Origin of the sequence: Lysinibacillus sp. JNUCC 51 (assembly GCF_015999525.1) — a bacterium.
Classification (GTDB): Bacteria; Bacillota; Bacilli; order Bacillales_A; family Planococcaceae; genus Lysinibacillus; species Lysinibacillus xylanilyticus.
This window is the reverse complement of the sequence record NZ_CP065545.1, coordinates 353,095-371,341: the sequence shown is the minus strand read 5'-3', so window position 1 is coordinate 371,341 and position 18,247 is coordinate 353,095. Positions and strand designations below refer to the sequence as shown.

16 protein-coding genes are annotated in these 18,247 nt (G+C 36.0%); all 16 read left to right on the top strand.

Features of this window, described 5'->3' with window-relative positions; genetic code table 11:
* Nucleotides 1-12: 12 nt before the first annotated feature.
* The 16 genes from JNUCC51_RS02120 (at nt 13) to JNUCC51_RS02045 (ending at nt 18,215) form a co-directional block, all read left to right on the top strand.
* Nucleotides 13-1,368: an ABC transporter substrate-binding protein gene (locus JNUCC51_RS02120; RefSeq protein ID WP_337990615.1), complete on the top strand. Its 1,356-nt coding sequence runs from the start codon at nt 13-15 to the stop codon at nt 1,366-1,368.
* Nucleotides 1,369-1,482: 114 nt separating this feature from the next.
* A complete protein-coding gene (locus tag JNUCC51_RS02115; protein ID WP_337990614.1) occupies nt 1,483-2,190 on the top strand; it encodes an HAD family hydrolase in 708 nt (235 codons plus the stop codon).
* 38 nt (nt 2,191-2,228) lie between these two features.
* On the top strand, nt 2,229-2,555 hold the full coding sequence (locus JNUCC51_RS02110) for a hypothetical protein (protein WP_337990613.1): 327 nt from the start codon (nt 2,229-2,231) through the stop codon (nt 2,553-2,555).
* Between the two features lie 67 nt (nt 2,556-2,622).
* Nucleotides 2,623-3,585 (top strand): sugar phosphate isomerase/epimerase family protein, encoded by a 963-nt coding sequence (locus JNUCC51_RS02105; protein WP_337990612.1) that lies wholly within the window; start codon nt 2,623-2,625, stop codon nt 3,583-3,585.
* Between the two features lie 41 nt (nt 3,586-3,626).
* Complete coding sequence (locus tag JNUCC51_RS02100) at nt 3,627-4,727, top strand: ABC transporter ATP-binding protein (protein ID WP_337990611.1); 1,101 nt, start codon at nt 3,627-3,629, stop codon at nt 4,725-4,727.
* A 494-nt stretch (nt 4,728-5,221) separates the two neighbouring features.
* A complete protein-coding gene (locus tag JNUCC51_RS02095) occupies nt 5,222-6,841 on the top strand; it encodes a spore germination protein (protein ID WP_337990610.1) in 1,620 nt (539 codons plus the stop codon).
* Nucleotides 6,842-6,844: 3 nt separating this feature from the next.
* Nucleotides 6,845-8,035 carry a Ger(x)C family spore germination protein gene (locus JNUCC51_RS02090; protein WP_337990609.1) on the top strand — a complete coding sequence of 397 codons (1,191 nt, stop codon included), beginning with the start codon at nt 6,845-6,847 and terminating at the stop codon, nt 8,033-8,035.
* 2 nt (nt 8,036-8,037) lie between these two features.
* Nucleotides 8,038-8,274 carry a hypothetical protein gene (locus JNUCC51_RS02085; protein ID WP_337990608.1) on the top strand — a complete coding sequence of 79 codons (237 nt, stop codon included), beginning with the start codon at nt 8,038-8,040 and terminating at the stop codon, nt 8,272-8,274.
* Between the two features lie 30 nt (nt 8,275-8,304).
* Nucleotides 8,305-9,405: a GerAB/ArcD/ProY family transporter gene (locus JNUCC51_RS02080; protein WP_337990607.1), complete on the top strand. Its 1,101-nt coding sequence runs from the start codon at nt 8,305-8,307 to the stop codon at nt 9,403-9,405.
* Nucleotides 9,406-10,191: 786 nt separating this feature from the next.
* The gene (locus JNUCC51_RS02075; protein ID WP_337992175.1) at nt 10,192-10,536 is read left to right on the top strand and encodes an ankyrin repeat domain-containing protein; all 345 of its coding nucleotides are present in this window, start codon (nt 10,192-10,194) and stop codon (nt 10,534-10,536) included.
* Nucleotides 10,537-11,367: 831 nt separating this feature from the next.
* Nucleotides 11,368-13,191, top strand: a complete 1,824-nt coding sequence (locus JNUCC51_RS02070) for an IucA/IucC family protein (RefSeq protein WP_337990606.1) — start codon at nt 11,368-11,370, stop codon at nt 13,189-13,191.
* Nucleotides 13,163-14,917: an IucA/IucC family protein gene (locus JNUCC51_RS02065; RefSeq protein ID WP_337990605.1), complete on the top strand. Its 1,755-nt coding sequence runs from the start codon at nt 13,163-13,165 to the stop codon at nt 14,915-14,917. The genes JNUCC51_RS02070 and JNUCC51_RS02065 overlap by 29 nt, the downstream gene beginning before the upstream one ends.
* Nucleotides 14,918-14,919: 2 nt before the next feature.
* The gene (locus JNUCC51_RS02060) at nt 14,920-16,152 is read left to right on the top strand and encodes an AMP-binding protein (protein WP_337990604.1); all 1,233 of its coding nucleotides are present in this window, start codon (nt 14,920-14,922) and stop codon (nt 16,150-16,152) included.
* Nucleotides 16,149-16,406 carry a petrobactin biosynthesis protein AsbD gene (gene asbD, locus JNUCC51_RS02055; RefSeq protein WP_049666019.1) on the top strand — a complete coding sequence of 86 codons (258 nt, stop codon included), beginning with the start codon at nt 16,149-16,151 and terminating at the stop codon, nt 16,404-16,406. The genes JNUCC51_RS02060 and asbD overlap by 4 nt, the downstream gene beginning before the upstream one ends.
* Before the next feature lie 13 nt (nt 16,407-16,419).
* The gene (locus tag JNUCC51_RS02050; RefSeq protein ID WP_337990603.1) at nt 16,420-17,394 is read left to right on the top strand and encodes a DUF6005 family protein; all 975 of its coding nucleotides are present in this window, start codon (nt 16,420-16,422) and stop codon (nt 17,392-17,394) included.
* Nucleotides 17,391-18,215, top strand: a complete 825-nt coding sequence (locus JNUCC51_RS02045; RefSeq protein ID WP_337990602.1) for a sugar phosphate isomerase/epimerase family protein — start codon at nt 17,391-17,393, stop codon at nt 18,213-18,215. Before JNUCC51_RS02050 ends, JNUCC51_RS02045 begins: the two co-directional genes overlap by 4 nt.
* Nucleotides 18,216-18,247: the final 32 nt, after the last annotated feature.

Below are 18,247 nucleotides of genomic sequence, written 5' to 3'. Positions count from 1 at the left end.
AGGCAATTCAGGGTGAAGAAATTATTAACGCTTTTTATGGTTGTATCATTATTTGTTGGTGTACTTGCAGGTTGTTCTGGAGGAGAAGGAAATACAGTTAAGGTAACAAAAGAAGGGGATAAAATCGTTGTCCCATTCATTAACGGAGTTGGGGGGGCACTTGCTGATCGTTTAGATAAAATTGTGATGGATTTCAATCAAAGTCAGGACAAGTACGTTGTAAAAACGACTAAAGCAGGTAGCTATGATGAGTCATATCAAAAGCTTCAAAGTGGATTTGCGGCAAACAATCAAGAAGCTATTGCTTTACTAGGTTCAGACGTTATTCAAAACTATATTAACAAAGAGCTAGTTGTTCCAATTGATAAATTTATAAACGATGATAAAAAATTAAAAATAGACGATTATGGTAAAGGTTTTGTTAGTCAAGCAACAGTTGATGGGAAATTATATGGAATTCCTCTATATGGTACAACACAGATTCTTTATTATAATAAAAAAGTATTAGAGGAAAATGGTTTTACTACAGATGACTTAAAGACATGGGAAGGAGTAGAAAAGGTAGCCGAAAAAGTATCAAAACGTGATGGAAATGGAAACGTTCAATACGCAGGGTGGATGCCGATTTGGGGTACGACAAACTTAATCGATTCGGTTCGAAGTGCTGGTGGAAACGTAATAAGTGAAGACGGAACAAAAGTTTTAATTAATGATGAAACATGGGTAAAAGTATGGGAGAAATACAAGAAGTGGCTTCATGAAGATAAAATTATGAACATCCATACAGGTGGTACTGGATGGGAATATTGGGATAACACAATTATCGATTTTGTTGAAGGTAGAACGTTAGGATATACAGGTTCATCTGGTGACCAAGGATTTGTCTATAAATCGTTAGGTGAGGGAATGGATGAGGCCGAAAGACTAGCTACATTTGGAGCAGTTCCACAACCAGGCTGGGGTGACCATAAGCCAGCGCCTAAATTAGAAGCTTATTTTTTAACATTAACTAGAAATACCGATCCTGAAGTAGCACAAGGTGCATATGAGTTTATGAAATTTGCGACGAGTACTGAGAAAACAGCAGAATGGTCAATGGAAACAGGCTACATCCCTGTTCAAAACAATGTAACGGATTATAAGCCTTATGCTGATTTCGTGAAAAAACAACCACAGGCGTTAATTCCGTTAGAGCAAGCAAATAAATATGGAGTTTCGCCATTTATCGATCCAACAGGCGGAAAAATCTATGATGCACTAGATATAGCGAAAGATAAAGTAGAAATCGAAGGAATTTCTGCTAAGGAAGCATTAGATGAAGCAGCGAAAATAGCTCAGGAAGAATTAGATAAAGTTAAAAAGAAATAATAAACTATTCGAAGAGGAATGGAGCTACTTCTCTTTTGAATGAAAGAAGTACCTTCATTATTAGGATTGGTTCTATTAGAATAATAGGCTTTATGTTTTAGGGGGCGAAGGTAGATGAAGAAGGGTATTATTTTCGATAAGGATGGAACATTAATACAGCTCGATTCGGTTTGGTACAAAATCGTTGATTGTGTGCTTAATGATATATTTCAAAAGTATCCGAATGAAAAGAACAAACGAGATGAATATATGCAGATAATTGGAATGGATAATAATGATTTCGAGAGTACAAGTTTACTAGCTAGTCAAACGAATTCTTTTATTGCAGCTGCATGGTATTCAATTTTGGGTGAAAAAAAAATCAAAAAAGGTGAATTTATAAATTGTGTTTGTGCATCCTTTAAAAAACACTCTACATCAGATGACCTCGTATTTACGGAAGTATTAGGTGCAAAAGAAACGTTAAAGTTTTTAAAAGATCATGACTATATTATTGGAGTTGTAACTGCAGACGATGTTGATGCAGCTGTTCATTCGCTTAAAATGACTAATTTATATGAGTATATAGATTTTTTAAGTGCAGAGGATGGAATTATCAATCCTAAGCCTAATAGTGATTGTTATCATATTTTCAAAGATAAATTCCTACTGAATGATGAAGAAGTTTTAATGGTAGGTGACACGTTAACTGACATTCGATTTGCACGAAATAGCCGTATTGAAGTAGCTGGAGTTCTTTCTGGTGCTTGCAGTAAGGAAGATCTAGAAGGAAAAGCTGACTATATTATAGATAGTGTTAAAGATATACAAAAGATTTTATAGCACATTGTCATTAAATGAGAGAGGTCTATCTAAAAACAATGACTATATTAATTGAAAATAAATGGGTAATATTGTTGTGCTTAGAGATTTTAGCATGGTTGTCTACATTTTTAATGTTGTATGCAAGATACGGCATGAAGTCAAAATTATGGTTCCAGATTAGTTCAATCGCATTTGCAATTACCGGAGTAATTCCGCAAGTGATTATGGGAATAATTAATTATTGGTTTACAAAGGAATTAGATTTATTTACATTCATAGTTGTTTTAATGATTGGATATGGTATGACTTTCGGTAAAAAACAGGTGAAAAAGCTAGACAAATGGGCTGAAGCTAGATTTTCTAGGAAAGTAAGCTTGAAGTAGATTTATATGAATGTATTAGATTTAATCATGGAAGATTCGAAAAATTTTATTAGAGATGGTGAATCGGATGAAATTAGGGTTAGAAACGGAAACCTATCATTTACTTTTTCAAAATGGTCGAATGGATATTTTTGATTTTATTAGAAAAACAGCGGAACACGGTTTGGATGGAGTAATGATTAATGTCATTGCATACCCCGGCGATAAATACTTACATCCTAAGTGGGGGGTTCTTGGGGGCGCCGAACCTGATCATTTAGAGAGGGTACGTAAGGAAATTGAAAAATATGGATTATACGCTGAGATTGACGCAAGAGGAACAGAGCCTGATCATTTATCAGAGGTTATCGAAGTAGCACATAAAATTGGAGCAGATGTGATTCGGACGTATTGCTGTCCAGGGATATATGATAAAGATTTACTAGCTCAAGCACCAAACAATATTAAAAAAGTTGTGCCACTTCTAAAAAAATATCGCATTAAATTAGCTGTTGAAAACCATGAGGAAGAAATAGCTGACGAAATCATACAGATTGTAAAAGAGGTAAACAACTATTGGGTAGGAGCCCATTGTGATTTTGGCAATTCAATGATGGCATGGGAAGACCCGGTGGAAGCAGTAAGAAAGCTTGCTCAGTATACGTATACAACCCATTTTAAAGATCATATTATCATCGAAGCGGAAGATGGGTATAAAGTGTGCGGTGTACCTGCAGGACAAGGAAATATCGATTTAGACGAAATCTTTAAAATTATGGTGGAGCATTCCCCGTTAACAAGAATTAATATTGAAATGTGCTATCCTTATGTAGCTCGATTTAAAAGGGAAAAAGGGACAGGAGGTATTTTTGAAGTAGGAGAAGGGGCATTTAAAGTGGAGAATCCTCCATTTGATCGAAATGTCATCGAGCCAGAAAATTATTACTATCCTCCTGAAGAACATTTAGAAGAGCTGATCGAAAAACAAATTCAAGGTGCTGAACAATCGATTAAACATGCAAAAGAGCTTAGAGATAAGTATTGTAGATAACGTTAATTTTCACTTGAAAATTACAATATTAGGAGGCAATGATGGCTCAACTATTATTTGAACATATTTATAAAAAATATGATAACGATACAACAATAGTAAAAGATTTTAATCTAGAAGTGAATGATGGAGAATTTATCGTTTTTGTAGGGCCTTCAGGGTGTGGGAAATCGACGACATTACGTATGATTGCAGGGCTTGAAGAGATTACAGATGGAAATTTTTATATTGATGGACAGAGAATGAATGATGTTGCACCTAAAGATCGAGATATCGCAATGGTCTTTCAAAATTACGCTCTTTATCCACATATGACGGTATTCGATAATATGGCATTCGGTTTAAAACTTAGAAAGTATAGCAAAAAAGAAATTGAAGAACGTGTAAAACATGCAGCGGAAATCCTTGGGCTTGAGCAATATTTAGAGCGAAAACCAAAAGCACTTTCCGGTGGACAACGTCAGCGTGTAGCATTAGGACGTGCGATTGTTCGGAATGCAAAAGTTTTTTTAATGGATGAGCCGTTATCAAACTTAGATGCAAAGTTACGTGTTCAAATGCGTGCCGAAATTTCGAAATTACACCATCAATTGCAAACAACAACGATATATGTAACTCATGACCAAGTAGAAGCGATGACAATGGCTTCACGTATAGTTGTGTTAAAGGACGGTATTATTCAACAAGTTGGTACACCTAAAGAAGTTTATGATAGCCCAGCAAACGTTTTTGTAGGAGGTTTCATTGGCTCTCCAGGAATGAATTTTTTCAAAGGCACACTAACAGAAGGTGCTTTTATAGTCGGTGATTGGAAGCTTCAAATCCCAGAAGAAAAACTAGAGTACTTAAAAAATAAAGGGTATATGAATAAAGAAATGATCTTAGGTATACGACCAGAAGATTTCTATAATGGTCAAACAACTTTAGACTTGTTCAATCAAAATAAAATAAATGTCAAAATTGATGTGTCAGAATTAATGGGATCAGAAACTTATCTCTATTCGAATAATAATGGTCAATCTTTCGTTGCACGTGTTGACTCCTCAACAGAAGTGCATAATCAATCAAAGATAGATCTTATGTTGAATATGGATAAAGCTCATTACTTTGATGCTCAAACTGAAAAAAGAATTATTTTATAGGTCTTCATTATTGGAGTAGATTCCTATATAAGGATATAAAAAAGAGATTTAGGCTTAGATCTAAATCTCTTTTTGCTTTATCAAGCACTACATTACTACTTTAATACATATTGATTTTATCCCGCAATAACTGGTAGTAAATTATTGAATAAGACCCCTACGTAATGCTTTGGCTAAACGAATATAATCTTGGACATTAAACTCACTAATCCCAATAGAATTATGTTTTCCATGTACTTTTTTTGTTCCTTAATTAGAAGTTTTGTCGAAAAAAACCTGCTATTTAATAAAAGTAGTATGATTTATTTTATTAGAACAAAATATGTGATTTAAGATTATTTTAAAGGAGTTTCCTCATAGAAAATGAGATTCTATATCTTATAACATGCTTAATAGAAAATTTAACTGATCAAGCGATATTTTCCTAATTGGCTAAGTATTAAACAAAATTATATGTAAGCGCGCAAAAAAATAAAAAGTAAGTGAGGTAGTCTATGGGCTTTTTCAGAAAGAAAAGTAATTCTAAAATGCATTCCAATTCTATTTCAACTAGCCAAATGATGAAGACAAATTCAGTAAACAAATTAAAAACAAATCTTCAAGAAAATTTACAAAGAATAAAAGATTCCCTTGGCAAAAGCTCGGATATTATCATTCGAGAAATTCGAGTAGGAAAAGAAGAAACTATTAAAGCTGGTATTATCTATACGGATGGATTAACTGATACAACCGCATTACAAAATTTCATTTTAGAAACGCTCATGCTAGATGTCGATGGTACCGAATTACAGAAAAAGCTATCTCCTGAACAAAATCTGATTAGCATATTAAAAGATTTTGCCATGACAGTAGGAGAAATTAAAGAACTATCTAATTTTGAAGAGCTTCTTACTGGACTATTATCGGGGGATACGATTATTTTAATCGATGGATATGCCCAAGGTTTAATCGTTTCCAATAGGCATTGGGTTGAGCGTGGAGTAACGGAAGCAACAGCCCAGGTGATAGTAAGAGGACCCCGCGAAGGATTCTCCGAAAATTTGCGTGTAAATACCGCATTAGTTCGTAGAAGACTGAAAGACCCAAATCTCTGGATGGAATCAAAAATTATTGGAAATCGTACGAAAACGAATGTTGCCATGATGTATATCAAAGGAATTGCAAATGACAAAATAGTGAAAGAAGTCCGTTTGCGTTTGGATAGAATAGATATTGACGGGATTCTTGAAAGTGGAAATATCGAGGAATTAATTCGGGATGAACCATATTCACCTTTTCCAACCATACTTAATACGGAACGTTCGGATGTAGTAGCTGCAGAATTATTGGAAGGAAAAATAGCTATTTTTGTAGATGGAACACCATTTGTCCTAATTGTTCCAGCGATATTAATTCAATTTTTTCAATCTTCAGAAGACTATTATCAAAGTGCAGATATTGCAAGTCTTATTCGGCTCCTTCGTTATTTTGCATTTGCGATTGCAATGCTTGCACCTGCATTATTTATTGCAGTCACAACTTTTAATCATGTAATGCTACCTCCTTCACTTCTCATTAGTCTTGCAGCCCAACGAGAAGGTGCTCCATTTCCGGCATTTGTTGAAGCAATTATAATGGAAGTCACCTTTGAAATCTTGCGTGAAGCAGGCTTAAGAATGCCACGAAGCATTGGTTCAGCAATGTCTATTGTAGGGGCATTTGTAATTGGAACTGCAGCGGTTGAAGCAGGCATAATCTCTGCAGCGATGGTAATCGTGGTTTCAATAACCGCCATTGCAAGTTTCGTTTCTCCAACCTACAACTTAGCTATCTCTGGAAGGATACTACGCTTTGGGTTTATGGCAATAGCTGCTTCTTTTGGTTTATTAGGAATAACGATTGGTTTAATCGCTCTACTTCTGCATTTATGCAGTTTACGTTCTTTTGGAGTGCCTTATATGTCTTCACTAGCTCCTTTTAATCTTTCTGACCAAAAGGATGCGTTTATTCGCTTGCCTATGTGGAAAATGTTTACTAGACCTCGTCTAATCAATCAACAAAATATCGTTAGGCAACAAGATTCAGCCTCTGCAAAACCGGAACCACCAAAAAATAAGGAGTCTGAAGGGGGCTAAACGATGAAAAAGTGCATGTTTGTGCTCCTGATTCTTAGCTCCATTCTTGCGGGGTGTTGGGACAAGAGGGAATTAAATGAGCTTGGCATTATGTTGGCAATAGGAATCGATAAAGTGGAAGATGAATATCGAGTAACTGCTCAAGTGGTAGTACCTTCGGAAGTATCTACGAAAACAAGTACTGGGCGTTCACCAGTCATCATGTTTCAGGAGAGCGGAGAAACGGTATATGAAGCGTTTCGAAAAATTACAAAGAAATCGCCTCGGAGAATATATCCTGGACATCTTCGAATGCTTGTGCTTGGTGAGGATTTAGCTGAAGAAGGCATAGCCGAATCCTTAGAGTTACTATCAAGAAATTGGGAACTTCGGTCTGATTTCTTTGTTGCTATTGCTAAGGATAGGACCGCAGAGGAAGTACTGAACGTCAGAACAACGATTGAAAATATACCCGCCAATGAAATGTTTAACACGCTTAAAACTTCAGAAGCTATCTGGGCTGCAACAAAGGGCTTTACATTGGATCAGTTGATAGCTGATCTAACAAGTGAGGGAAAGGAAGCCGTATTAACAGGGATTCTAGTAACAGGGGAACAAGAAATGGGATCAAGCAAACAAAATGTGGAATCGATTACTCCTTCTGCGCTAATTCAATATGATGAATTAGCGGTGTTTAAAAAAGATAAACTGATAGGCTGGTTAACTGAACGAGAAAGCAGAGGGTTTAATGGCATTGTCAACGAAGTGCAAAGTTCTGTAACTGCTATATCTTGTCCGGAAGGCGGAAAAGCCACTATAGAGATTAATCAAGTAGATTCTAAAATGAAAGGCAAGATAAACAAAGGTAAGCCAGAAGTAGATATCAATATAAAAGTAAAAGGAGATGTTGGTGAAGTAGAGTGTCTAATTAATCTTAATAACCAAGAAACACTTGTTGAACTAGAGAAGAATACTGAAAAGTATATGGAAGAGACCGTTAACTTGACCATTGAAACAGTACAAAAACACTATAAGTCAGACATATTTGGATTTGGTGAAGCCATTCATCGATCTAATCCGAAAGAATGGAAAAAGATTAAAGAGCATTGGGATGAGGAATTCGCGAAGATGAAAGCGAATGTTAAAGTAGACGTGAAACTTGTGCACACGAGTACAGAAGGTAATTCCTTCTTAGAAAAGTTAGAGGTTAAATAATCATGATAAAAGCTATAGGAATATTTCTGATTGCAGCAGTTATTCTGTGGATTGAAGTTCCATCTCTCTTGGAAAAAAAGTATAAAAAAGAGTTATTTGTATTTTTAATTCTTCTTGCAATTGGGGTAGGTCTAAGTATTACACTTTTTGTATTTGAAAAAACTATTCCTAATCCATTTGATTTACTCACTATTATTTTTAAACCGCTTAATGACTTTTTATCTCTTTTTTTGAAATAAAATAACAGTAGAGGGGAAGGTATGATATGAATGATGCAAGACGTTAAAATAAATTCGTACCAATTTCTAGTATTAGTTATTTTATTTACAATTGGTACGAGCATCTTAACTGTACCATCAGCATTAGCAACCGTTGCAAAGCAAGACGCCTGGATTTCCACTATAATTGGTACAGTAATAGGTTTATTAGTCGTATGGCTATTCATCACTATAGCAAATTGGTTCCCTCACCTCACCTATGTCCAAATCATTGAAAAACTATTTGGAAGATGGATAGGTAAAGCCCTTTCTGCTTTTTTTGTATTTATAACTCTTCTTTATGCTTCAGAACTTTTGTATTATTTTGGGATATTCCTAAACATCCATATGCTGCCGAATACTCCAATGGTAGTCCTTAATATTCTTATGGCGGGGATTGTGGTGATGGGAGTCCGTCTTGGATTGGAAACGTTCGCTCGTACGGCAGAAATCCTAATTGTCGTGTTCTTCGTCTTTTTTTTCATTTTAGTGGTGTGTATTTCACCTGAAATAAAGTTAGAAAACCTACAGCCTGTATATGAGATGGGGACAAAAAAGATCGTTCAATCATCCTTTTTTTATGTAATAGTATCTTCAGTAAATGCCGTTGTTCTCTTAATGATTTTTCCTTCTTTTGTTAATAAAATGAAACAAGGTAAAAAAACTTTTTTAATTGGAAACTTAATAGGCGGCATCGTCATCATCCTAATTACATTTTTGTGTGTTACAGTATTAGGTTCTGAGAAAACTGCAGGAGAGATTTATCCAAGCTATGAATTGACCAAAAAGATAAATATCGGGAATTTTATACAGCGTATTGAAGGATTAATGGCATCACTTTGGATTATCACTCTCTATATTAAGACGACCCTTTATTTTTACGTTTCCGTTTTAGGGATGGCACAAATTCTGAGTTTGAAAGATTACCGCCCTTTAACATTACCGTTAGGCATGATTGCCGTTATCCTTTCTCTCGTGATTTATCCTAATATTATCTACCAAAAACATTTTGACGATACAACGGGTAATTCTTTAACATTATCAATCGGTCTTTTTTTACCTATATTGTTGGTTGTCGTATATACAATACGAAAAATATTGAAATTGAAATAAACGAATAGATAATTATATTGAATAATCTATAGAAAAACCTATGATGGGACTAAGAATATAGATAGAAACTCTATCATTCATAGAGAAGGAAACACTGAAAGGAAGAATTCTAGGTTCCTTAAATGCATTAGCGATAGTTGGAAATAAAGTGATAAATGATAATTACTTAGTCACTGCAGCCTGATTCCGTCAAAATTGCACTTGCACAAATTTTAATGAAGCTAGACGAAATTGATTAGCTTGCGACTGAAGGTTTAAAATATTTGATGGGTGCTTCTGGTACAAAGATTTTAGTAAGTGATATTTTAAATTGTTTAAAGTAAAATAGTAGTAAGGTATTTCACAATAAACTCAACTAATCTGATTAGTTGAGTTTTATGTTTTTATATAAAAAGCTACTAAAATATTTTAAAGAAGATGTGATGATTAATGGGGAAAATCGCTGTTTTATTATATGGATAGGGATGGACAAACAATTATAAATGTAGTTCTAGAATTCTTAATAACGTATGATATACAGAGGTTTAAAAGAAATAGTTTTGTTTGACTACTATAATGCTTTGGATAAGATCTTGGAATATCGGGGCACTCCATTACAGTTTTGCAGTATGCACAATAATGTTGAGGCATTTCGATTATTAGCTGAAAGAGGCGCGAACGTTGGTAAACGAGCTCTCACACAAACACCTCTTGAATTGCTTTTAAATATTCAAGCGATATTGTTAATTATATTCATTCGGAATATCCAGATATTTATGAGAAGGAGGTAAAAAGAAATGTTTTAAGATCGCTCTTCATTGTAAAGATGTAGTTCTACTAGAGGACATTTTAAAATTAGGCTGCGACATAGACCAGGAAAGAAAGCCATTCCCTCCACTGCACAACTTTGCGGATACTAATAACGTTATCGGAATTAAATTCCTTCTGAATCGTGGAGCTAATATTGAATGCAGGAATCAGTATAAACAAACAGCGCTGCACAGGACAATTAAGGCTAGAAATACTGCTGCTGTTGAAATGCTATTAAAATACGGAGCGGACATTTATGCTAAAGATCATGAAGGAAAAACAGCTTTAGATTTAGCAAAAACTTGTGAAAATAAAGATGTTTTACATTTTATAGGAAAATAATAGTGGGAATGTACGAAGACAATTTCATAATAAAGGCAAAGATACAGCAAGGGCTTTTGGCCTTCTTTTGCAGCTTTTTGACGCTAGGGGTTTTGAAAAAAAGATGGAAAAGTGGCATATGGAGAACTTTCTATTTATCCCTGTGAATTTTCGTTACAAGGTGAGGCGGATCCTAAAAAAGAGGGAAAGAAGATTTTGGAGCAAGAAAACAGTTGAGAATCATTAATAGCTTATTGAAGTGACAAGACGATCAAATGGTCATTACTGTGTTTGACTTTGATTTATCTCTATAAATATATATGTACATATTCATAATTTTAACCCTTTCGTTGATAAGAAAGGGTTTTTTATATATGTTCATTTACGCGTAAAAGATTATGGACATAAATCTTAATTGTTATTGAAGTAAAGATGAAAACGAAGTAACGGCATAAAATTATTACAAAAAACTATGCACATTAAAAAAACATAAAGACCTTTTCCAAATCGTACGATTCTTTTTTAGTTCTTTATAATATTTTGTTGTCACACCGTACTGTATATCAATAATCTTGCACGTATGATACAAGAAACGACGTATTCTTATGCACTTTTACTTATTTCGATGGTTTATATTGCCATATAGGACTTTAGGCAGTTGAGTCATTTCCATCTTTCCTATAATATATAATTGAAATTGATAATCATTATCAATTGTTGTCAGCACCACTTTTGTTTCTATTTGCTTCTTATCATCAGTCTTTCTAATTAGGGAGACTAATTTTTTTATCAGCGAGTGATAATCATTATCATTTGGTAGGGAGAAGGCTTTGTGAAAGGATGATTAATTACATGCAACAGATAGCTAAACAGATTGCAGAAAATGCAACGTTTCAGGCGTTTATGAATTGTTATATACGAGAGGTGAGTAGCGGACATTGGGTCAGAAAGGAGGAGTGGATAAAAGAACAGCGACTATCTATCCTGATTACAGAGGCACAAATGTTAGAGATTGAGTTGCCTATCCAAAACACACGTTTTGCATTTGGCATGGAGTACAAATCTCTTGTTGGAAGACATATATTTGGTGTCTCGTTGAAGTATTGTACGAAACAAAAACAATGGCTTGTCGAAGATAAATTAACGATACTCATCACGCTCATTCAGGAACTACATTTTATGGCTAAGGCGGATGGATGTCTTGGACTATCTTCCCGTTTTGATGAACTCATTCTTCGCATAATAGAGAGCTATCAAACGATGGCAAATTATATTGAAAAGAGTTTGGAAGGTAAGAAACAAAATGGAGCTAACTGTACGTTTATTGAAGCTGAGCAGTCTCTCTTACTTGGACATTGGCTTCATCCGACACCTAAAAGCAGACAAGGGATGGCAGATTGGCAACAAACGAGTTTTGCTCCAGAGTTACAAGGTTCTTTCCAACTTCACTATTTCCGTGTCGACCATAAAATTGTGAAAGAGTCTTCTGTATTAGAAAAAAGTGCAAGTGAACTCATTACTCAGTCTTTAACAAAATCACAACCTGATTTTGTTATGTCAGAGAAGCATTGCCTCATTCCGATGCACCCGCTTCAAGCACAGTGGCTTTTACAGCAACAGTATGTAAAAGAAGCGATTGCTGAAGGGTTGATAAAATACGAAGGTGCGCTTGGGGCATTTTATACAGCAACCTCTTCAATTAGAACGGTATATAGCTCAAATGAAGTAATGATGTATAAGTTTTCAATTCCTGTAAAAATAACGAATTCATTGAGGGTAAATAAAACTCATGAACTAAAAGCCGGAATTGTTATGGCTCGGTTAATGAATAAGATTGATTTCTTACAGAACCATCCATCTTTCCGGATGATTGATGACCCAGCCTATATGACTGTAGAGTTCCCAAATCAGACGGAGTCAGGGTTTGAGGTTATTTTTCGCTCAAACGTATTTCCTAAAGGGCATGATGAAGGAATATGCATGATCGCTACTCTTGTGCAAGAGCCCTTGCCAGACGAAAAATCAAAACTGTGTCAGCTTATTATGAAAATCTCTCAATCAGAATTCCGCTCAATAGAGAGTGTAAGTTTAGACTGGTTTAAAGACTATTGGAAATGTGCTATTGAACCATTATTAAGGTTATACGATGAGTATGGAATAGCTCTCGAAGCGCATCAGCAAAATAGCGTGTTAAACATTTCTTCAGGTTATCCAACTACATATTATTATCGTGATAACCAAGGTTATTACTTATCAAAAACATATAAAGAAGTACTTCTTTCAATAGAGCCTTCTTTACTTGAAACAGCTGAGCTATTTTACGAAGATGCCCTTATTCATGATAGATTTACATATTATTTGTTTATGAATCAACTGTTTCCTGTTATATCTCGATTTGGAGCAGATCAGCTAATCGATGAAAAAATTCTTTTGAAGTGGTCTATCGATCAACTGCACTTATTAGAAAAAGAATTTACAGGTTTCGGGAAGGTATTTGTTCGTAACATTCTAAAACAAGAAGAGCTTGCGTTCAAAGCAAATTTATTAACAAGGTTACATGATGTAGATGAACTAGAAGCCGAACTTGAACAAGCGGTATACACGAAAATTCCAAATCCGTTTGTTCTTCAGCATGAGGAGGCAGAATATGCAGCAACTACAGCCTTTAGCTTCTAAACAAGAAGAACTACGTGTAAGGCGGCAACTTGTAGAGGCCATGATTTTTGAAGGACTAATCAAATATGAAGAAACACGTTTAGATAAATGGACTTCAATTTTTACTCTTGTTGGTCAGAAGTGCACCTATCGTTGTGAAGGAAGAAGAATGGCATTTGATCGCATCCGAATAAAGGGAGATAGTATTTTTCTAATTGAAAAAAATGAAACGATATTAGAGGCCACGCTTGAGGATCTAGTCGATGAATTACTTTCGACCCATAGTGACAAAGCTAGATTACTGAATGAACTTCATTTAACGAGTAAGCTATGTGAATGGAATGATCGTCATCTTCAAATGCCAAAATCGAGAAGAAATTCGAGCTATGAAGAACTAGAATCCGAAATCATTGAAGGACATCCATATCATCCATGTTTTAAATCAAGAACCGGTTTTACAATCGATGACCATAAAGACTATGGCCCTGAGGCAAAGCAATCTTTTACCCTACAATGGGTTGCAGTGAGAAGAAGCTACGTACGAATTTCTGTTCTTGAAGAGGAAGAGAACTTTTGGAAAAGAGAGCTAGGGCATTTGCTGTGGGAAGACCTTCTTGCAAAGCTTGCGGTATTCGATGGAACATTTGAAGAATATACGTTCCTGCCGGTTCATCCTTGGCAATGGCATAACATGAGGCAAGAACTAGCTGGATTAATGGAGCAAAAAGATCTAATACCTCTAAATGTGAAAGGAGATTACTATAGGGCAACCCAATCAGTGCGAACATTATGGAATTTTTCAAATCCAAAAAAGGCGCAATTAAAATGCTCGATGAATATGGTGAATACCTCTTCATTACGAAAATTACATTCTCATGCTGTTTGTGCCGCTCCTCATATTTCAGCATGGCTTAAACGGGTGATTCAATTAGACGACTATTTACATAATGAAGCGTCTTTTATTGTACTGGAAGAATATGCAGGAATTATTTTTGAACCGAATACAAAAAAACATAGTAGAAAACTAGAAGGTCAGCTTGGCTCCATATGGCGAGAAAGTGTGCGCTCGTATATGAAGGATGAAGAGGGAGCGGTACCGTTTACGGTACTAATGATGATGGAGAGAGATGGGCGTCCATTTATTGATGATTGGCTTTGCCGATATGGAACGGAGGAGTGGGTAAAACGCTTGATCGAAGTGAGTGTTATTCCTGTGTGGCACTTGCTTGTCGCTCACGGTATTGCTGTTGAGGCACATGCGCAAAATATGATTTTATTACATCAAAATGGGTGGCCAACTCGAGTTGTACTGAGGGATTTCCATGACAGTATTGAATATATGGAAGAATTCATTGCAGACAGAAGCCTCGTTCCAGACTTTGAAACGATACACGAACGTTTTAAAGATGCACCTGTCGATCATTATTATTGGATGTCTTCTGTAGAGGCTTTACGCGAGTTAGCTATGGATACACTATTCGTGTTTCATTTAAGTGAACTATCTTATTTGCTAGAAGAACAGTATGGATTTGCAGAAACACGTTTTTGGAGTCTAGTTAAGAACGGAATACAGAAGCACTTTGAACATTTTCCATCATTATGCTCAAGAAATGAACAGCTTCAGCATACTAGCACACATATTTATGTTGAATCTTTGCTAACTAAGAAAGTTCAAAATCAAGAAGAAGGTAATTTTCGACATATCGTCAACAATACGTTGGCGCAAGCGGATGAAAAGGGGAAATGATGATGTTTTATGTCAATGATCAATTTTATACAGTAGGAGATATCGAGAAGCAATTTGAAATATATGAAAGCTTACCTCAACTAAGGGAGTGTAACAATCGCAGGCTAGCTATTTGTACGGATGATACTTTCCAATATATAGCTCTTTGTTTATACATTCGCGAAAAAGGTGGATCAGTTGTCCCAATCCATCCTGCGACGCCAAAAGAGGGGGCTGTTCGGCTTGCTTCTTCAGCAGGTAGTCATCTTTTGTTGTTCCAATCGATCGATTCTTTCATTGAACTATCAAATCATTCCAACAATCAAGAAGGCGTATTAGTTCAAATGAGCTCAGGTACAACAGGAGCTCCGAAATGTATTGAACGAACGTGGAATTCAGTGGAAGAAGAGATTGAAAGTTATGTGAAGACATTACCTGTCGACACCTTGACAAATTCTGTTGTTGCTTGTCCAGTTACTCATTCTTATGGATTCATTTGTGGTGTCTTAGCTTGCATAAGAAGGGGAGCAAAGCCGGTTATTATTACGAATAGTAATCCTAAATATATTTTGAAAAAGCTAAAAGAATATCCTAAGCACATACTCTATGCGGCTCCAGCTTTACTTTTTACATTAAGTAAATTATTACCTATTGATCAACAATTTGATCGCGTGATGACGTCAGGAACTGTGATGCCACATAGCTGGTTGACATCGTTAAGAGAGAAATCTAATCAAGTACTACAGCAGTATGGATGCTCTGAATCAGGGTGTGTTGCGATTCACCCTAGTGTGGAAGATCCGAAAGAAATGGGTTATCCCCTTCCTCATGTGAAGGTGACAGCTGGTAATAAACAAACACCGAGCGAAATTATTATTGAAACGTCTACACAAACGATTTATACGAAAGATCTTGGCTATATAGAGGATAATGTTCTTTCTTTTCTTGCAAGGTTAGATGACACGATTAATGTAGCAGGCTTGAATGTGTATCCGCAAGAAGTTGAAAACGTGTTAATGGATGAGCCAAGGATAGTCGAAGCAGTCGTATATAAAAAACTTGACAACTTATCAGGAGAGCGAGTATGTGCACTATATGTGTCTACTGAACCGATCGATAATATGGAACTAAGAGAATGGTGCCGGAAATTTCTCGCGCCACATCAAATTCCGATGGAGTTTGTGTTTGTTCATGAAATTGAAAAGCTCCCTAACGGAAAAGTAAGTAGAAAAAAACTTGGAGGCATACCAGTATGACGCGCCAACAATTGATTAAGAGCATCTATGATATTATGGAAAATTCATTAGAGTTGCAGACATTGTCCTCTTTTAATGAAGATGCCCGACTAAATGAGGATTTGTATATGGACTCAATTATGGTCCTTCAACTGATTCTTCATATAGAGTTGGATCTTGGCATTTCCATTCCCGATGAGGTTCTCGTTCCGAAAGATTTCAAAACAGTAGGAACACTAGCAAGCTTTTTAGAAAAACAGCAAAAGGTAGAATAATCGGAGGCTAAAAATGATAAAAGTTCATTGTTTTGTAAGCTGTGTTTGTGAGGTTATTAAGAAAACGAAAGGCGTCGATCATAGGCCCTACTATTTTGGAGTATGGGACGCTGATTTTGATGTGCTTGATAACGGAGTGCTAGCATACCACTCTGATCAAATTGATCATCATTTCTTTCAAACATGGTATGAAATGCTCTATGGAATCAAGCTTTACAAATGGTATGACGAAAAGCAATCAAAACAAGAAAATATAAACAAACTGCTAGGATTATTAGAGAATAAATCTCCACATCAACATGTGATGGTGATGCTGGATTTATCGATGCTTCCAGAGCGAGAGAATAAATTTCATCAACGTCCATTCCCTCATTATGTGATGCTAGAATCGACAGAAAATGAAGAAGAATGGTTTATGTATGACCCTGATTTTCGCTGGGAAGGGATTTTACCAAAGGAGAGAATTTTAGCTGCAATTCAAGAGCCAACTGTCGAAGGTGGTTATTACTTTGATGCAAAGACGATCATTCCTCCAACTACAGAGACGGTGGAAGCCTATTTTAATACATGTATAAAGCTTCATTGTAATCCGTTGACAGATGCAATTACAGAAATTATTAAAGAGTATATCGAAGGAAAAGAAAGAGAAAGGATGTCAAAACTTCCGACTGCATTAAAACAATTGCCGGTTATAGCGATTAGAAAGTATGCATATGAGCATGCGTTTGCATTTTTTTGGGAAGCACTTGGCCGCGAAGAGGAAGGCTTTGACACATGGTGTAATGAAATTGAGCGTCTAGTGAATGGCTATACAACGATTCAGTATCGAGCGATGAAACTTGCGATGACTCAAGATTTGTTAGTAGTTGAAGATATTTTTGTGAAGTTAGAAGAACAAAATCTCCTTGAGTTCAAGATTAAGCAAGGATTACAAGAATGCTTTCAAGCATGGTTAACATTACAGCACAAGAAAGAGGTTATAATATGAAACTATCTATCTGTACAATCTCGTTTCGGCACCATCTCCATTCGATTGACCAATTAGCCCAATTTGCAAAAACGCAAGGTTTTCAAGGAATCGAGCTTTGGGGTGTTCATGCAAAGAACTTGGCAGATGAACTTCATTATGGAGCAGATTGGCTAAGCTCCTACGGTTTGGAAACGAGCATGCTTAGTGATTATTTGCCATTAGAAGCACCAGTTTCTGTGATGATGGCTGAAACAGAGAGGTTATCTTCCCTTGCAAGGCGCTGGGGAACGAATAAGATTCGTACATTTGTAGGAAAGAAGGGCAGCTTAGACACGAGTTCAAAAGAAAGGGAAGAACTTATTTTTAGACTTAGAATGCTCTGTGATTATCTTGAGTCAAAAGGACAATATTTGCTTGTTGAAACTCATCCGAACACATTGACAGATAATCTACCTTCAACAATGCAGTTACTCGAAGAAACGAATCACTCAAGCCTACGAGTGAACTTTGACGTTTTACATATATGGGAATCTGGGATGGACCCTATTGTCGCCGTGAAGCAACTTCGTCCTTATATCTCACATTTTCACTTTAAAAATATTGCCTCACGTTCACAACTTGGTGTTTTTGCTCCTAACAATGTTTATGCTGCAGCGGGGTCTAGAGAAGGGATGGTTCCATTGTTTGAAGGTGCAGTTGATTATAATGAATTCCTAGCAGAAGTAGGTTCAACCGTGGAGGTTGATGCTTCATTAGAATGGTTCGGATCGAATGTGAAGAGCATATTAGCAAATGATGTACAGGAGGTTAAGAAGGCGTTGCAGTTGGTGCAAGTATAATATGTTAAAGCAAAATTTAAAATTGAAATCAG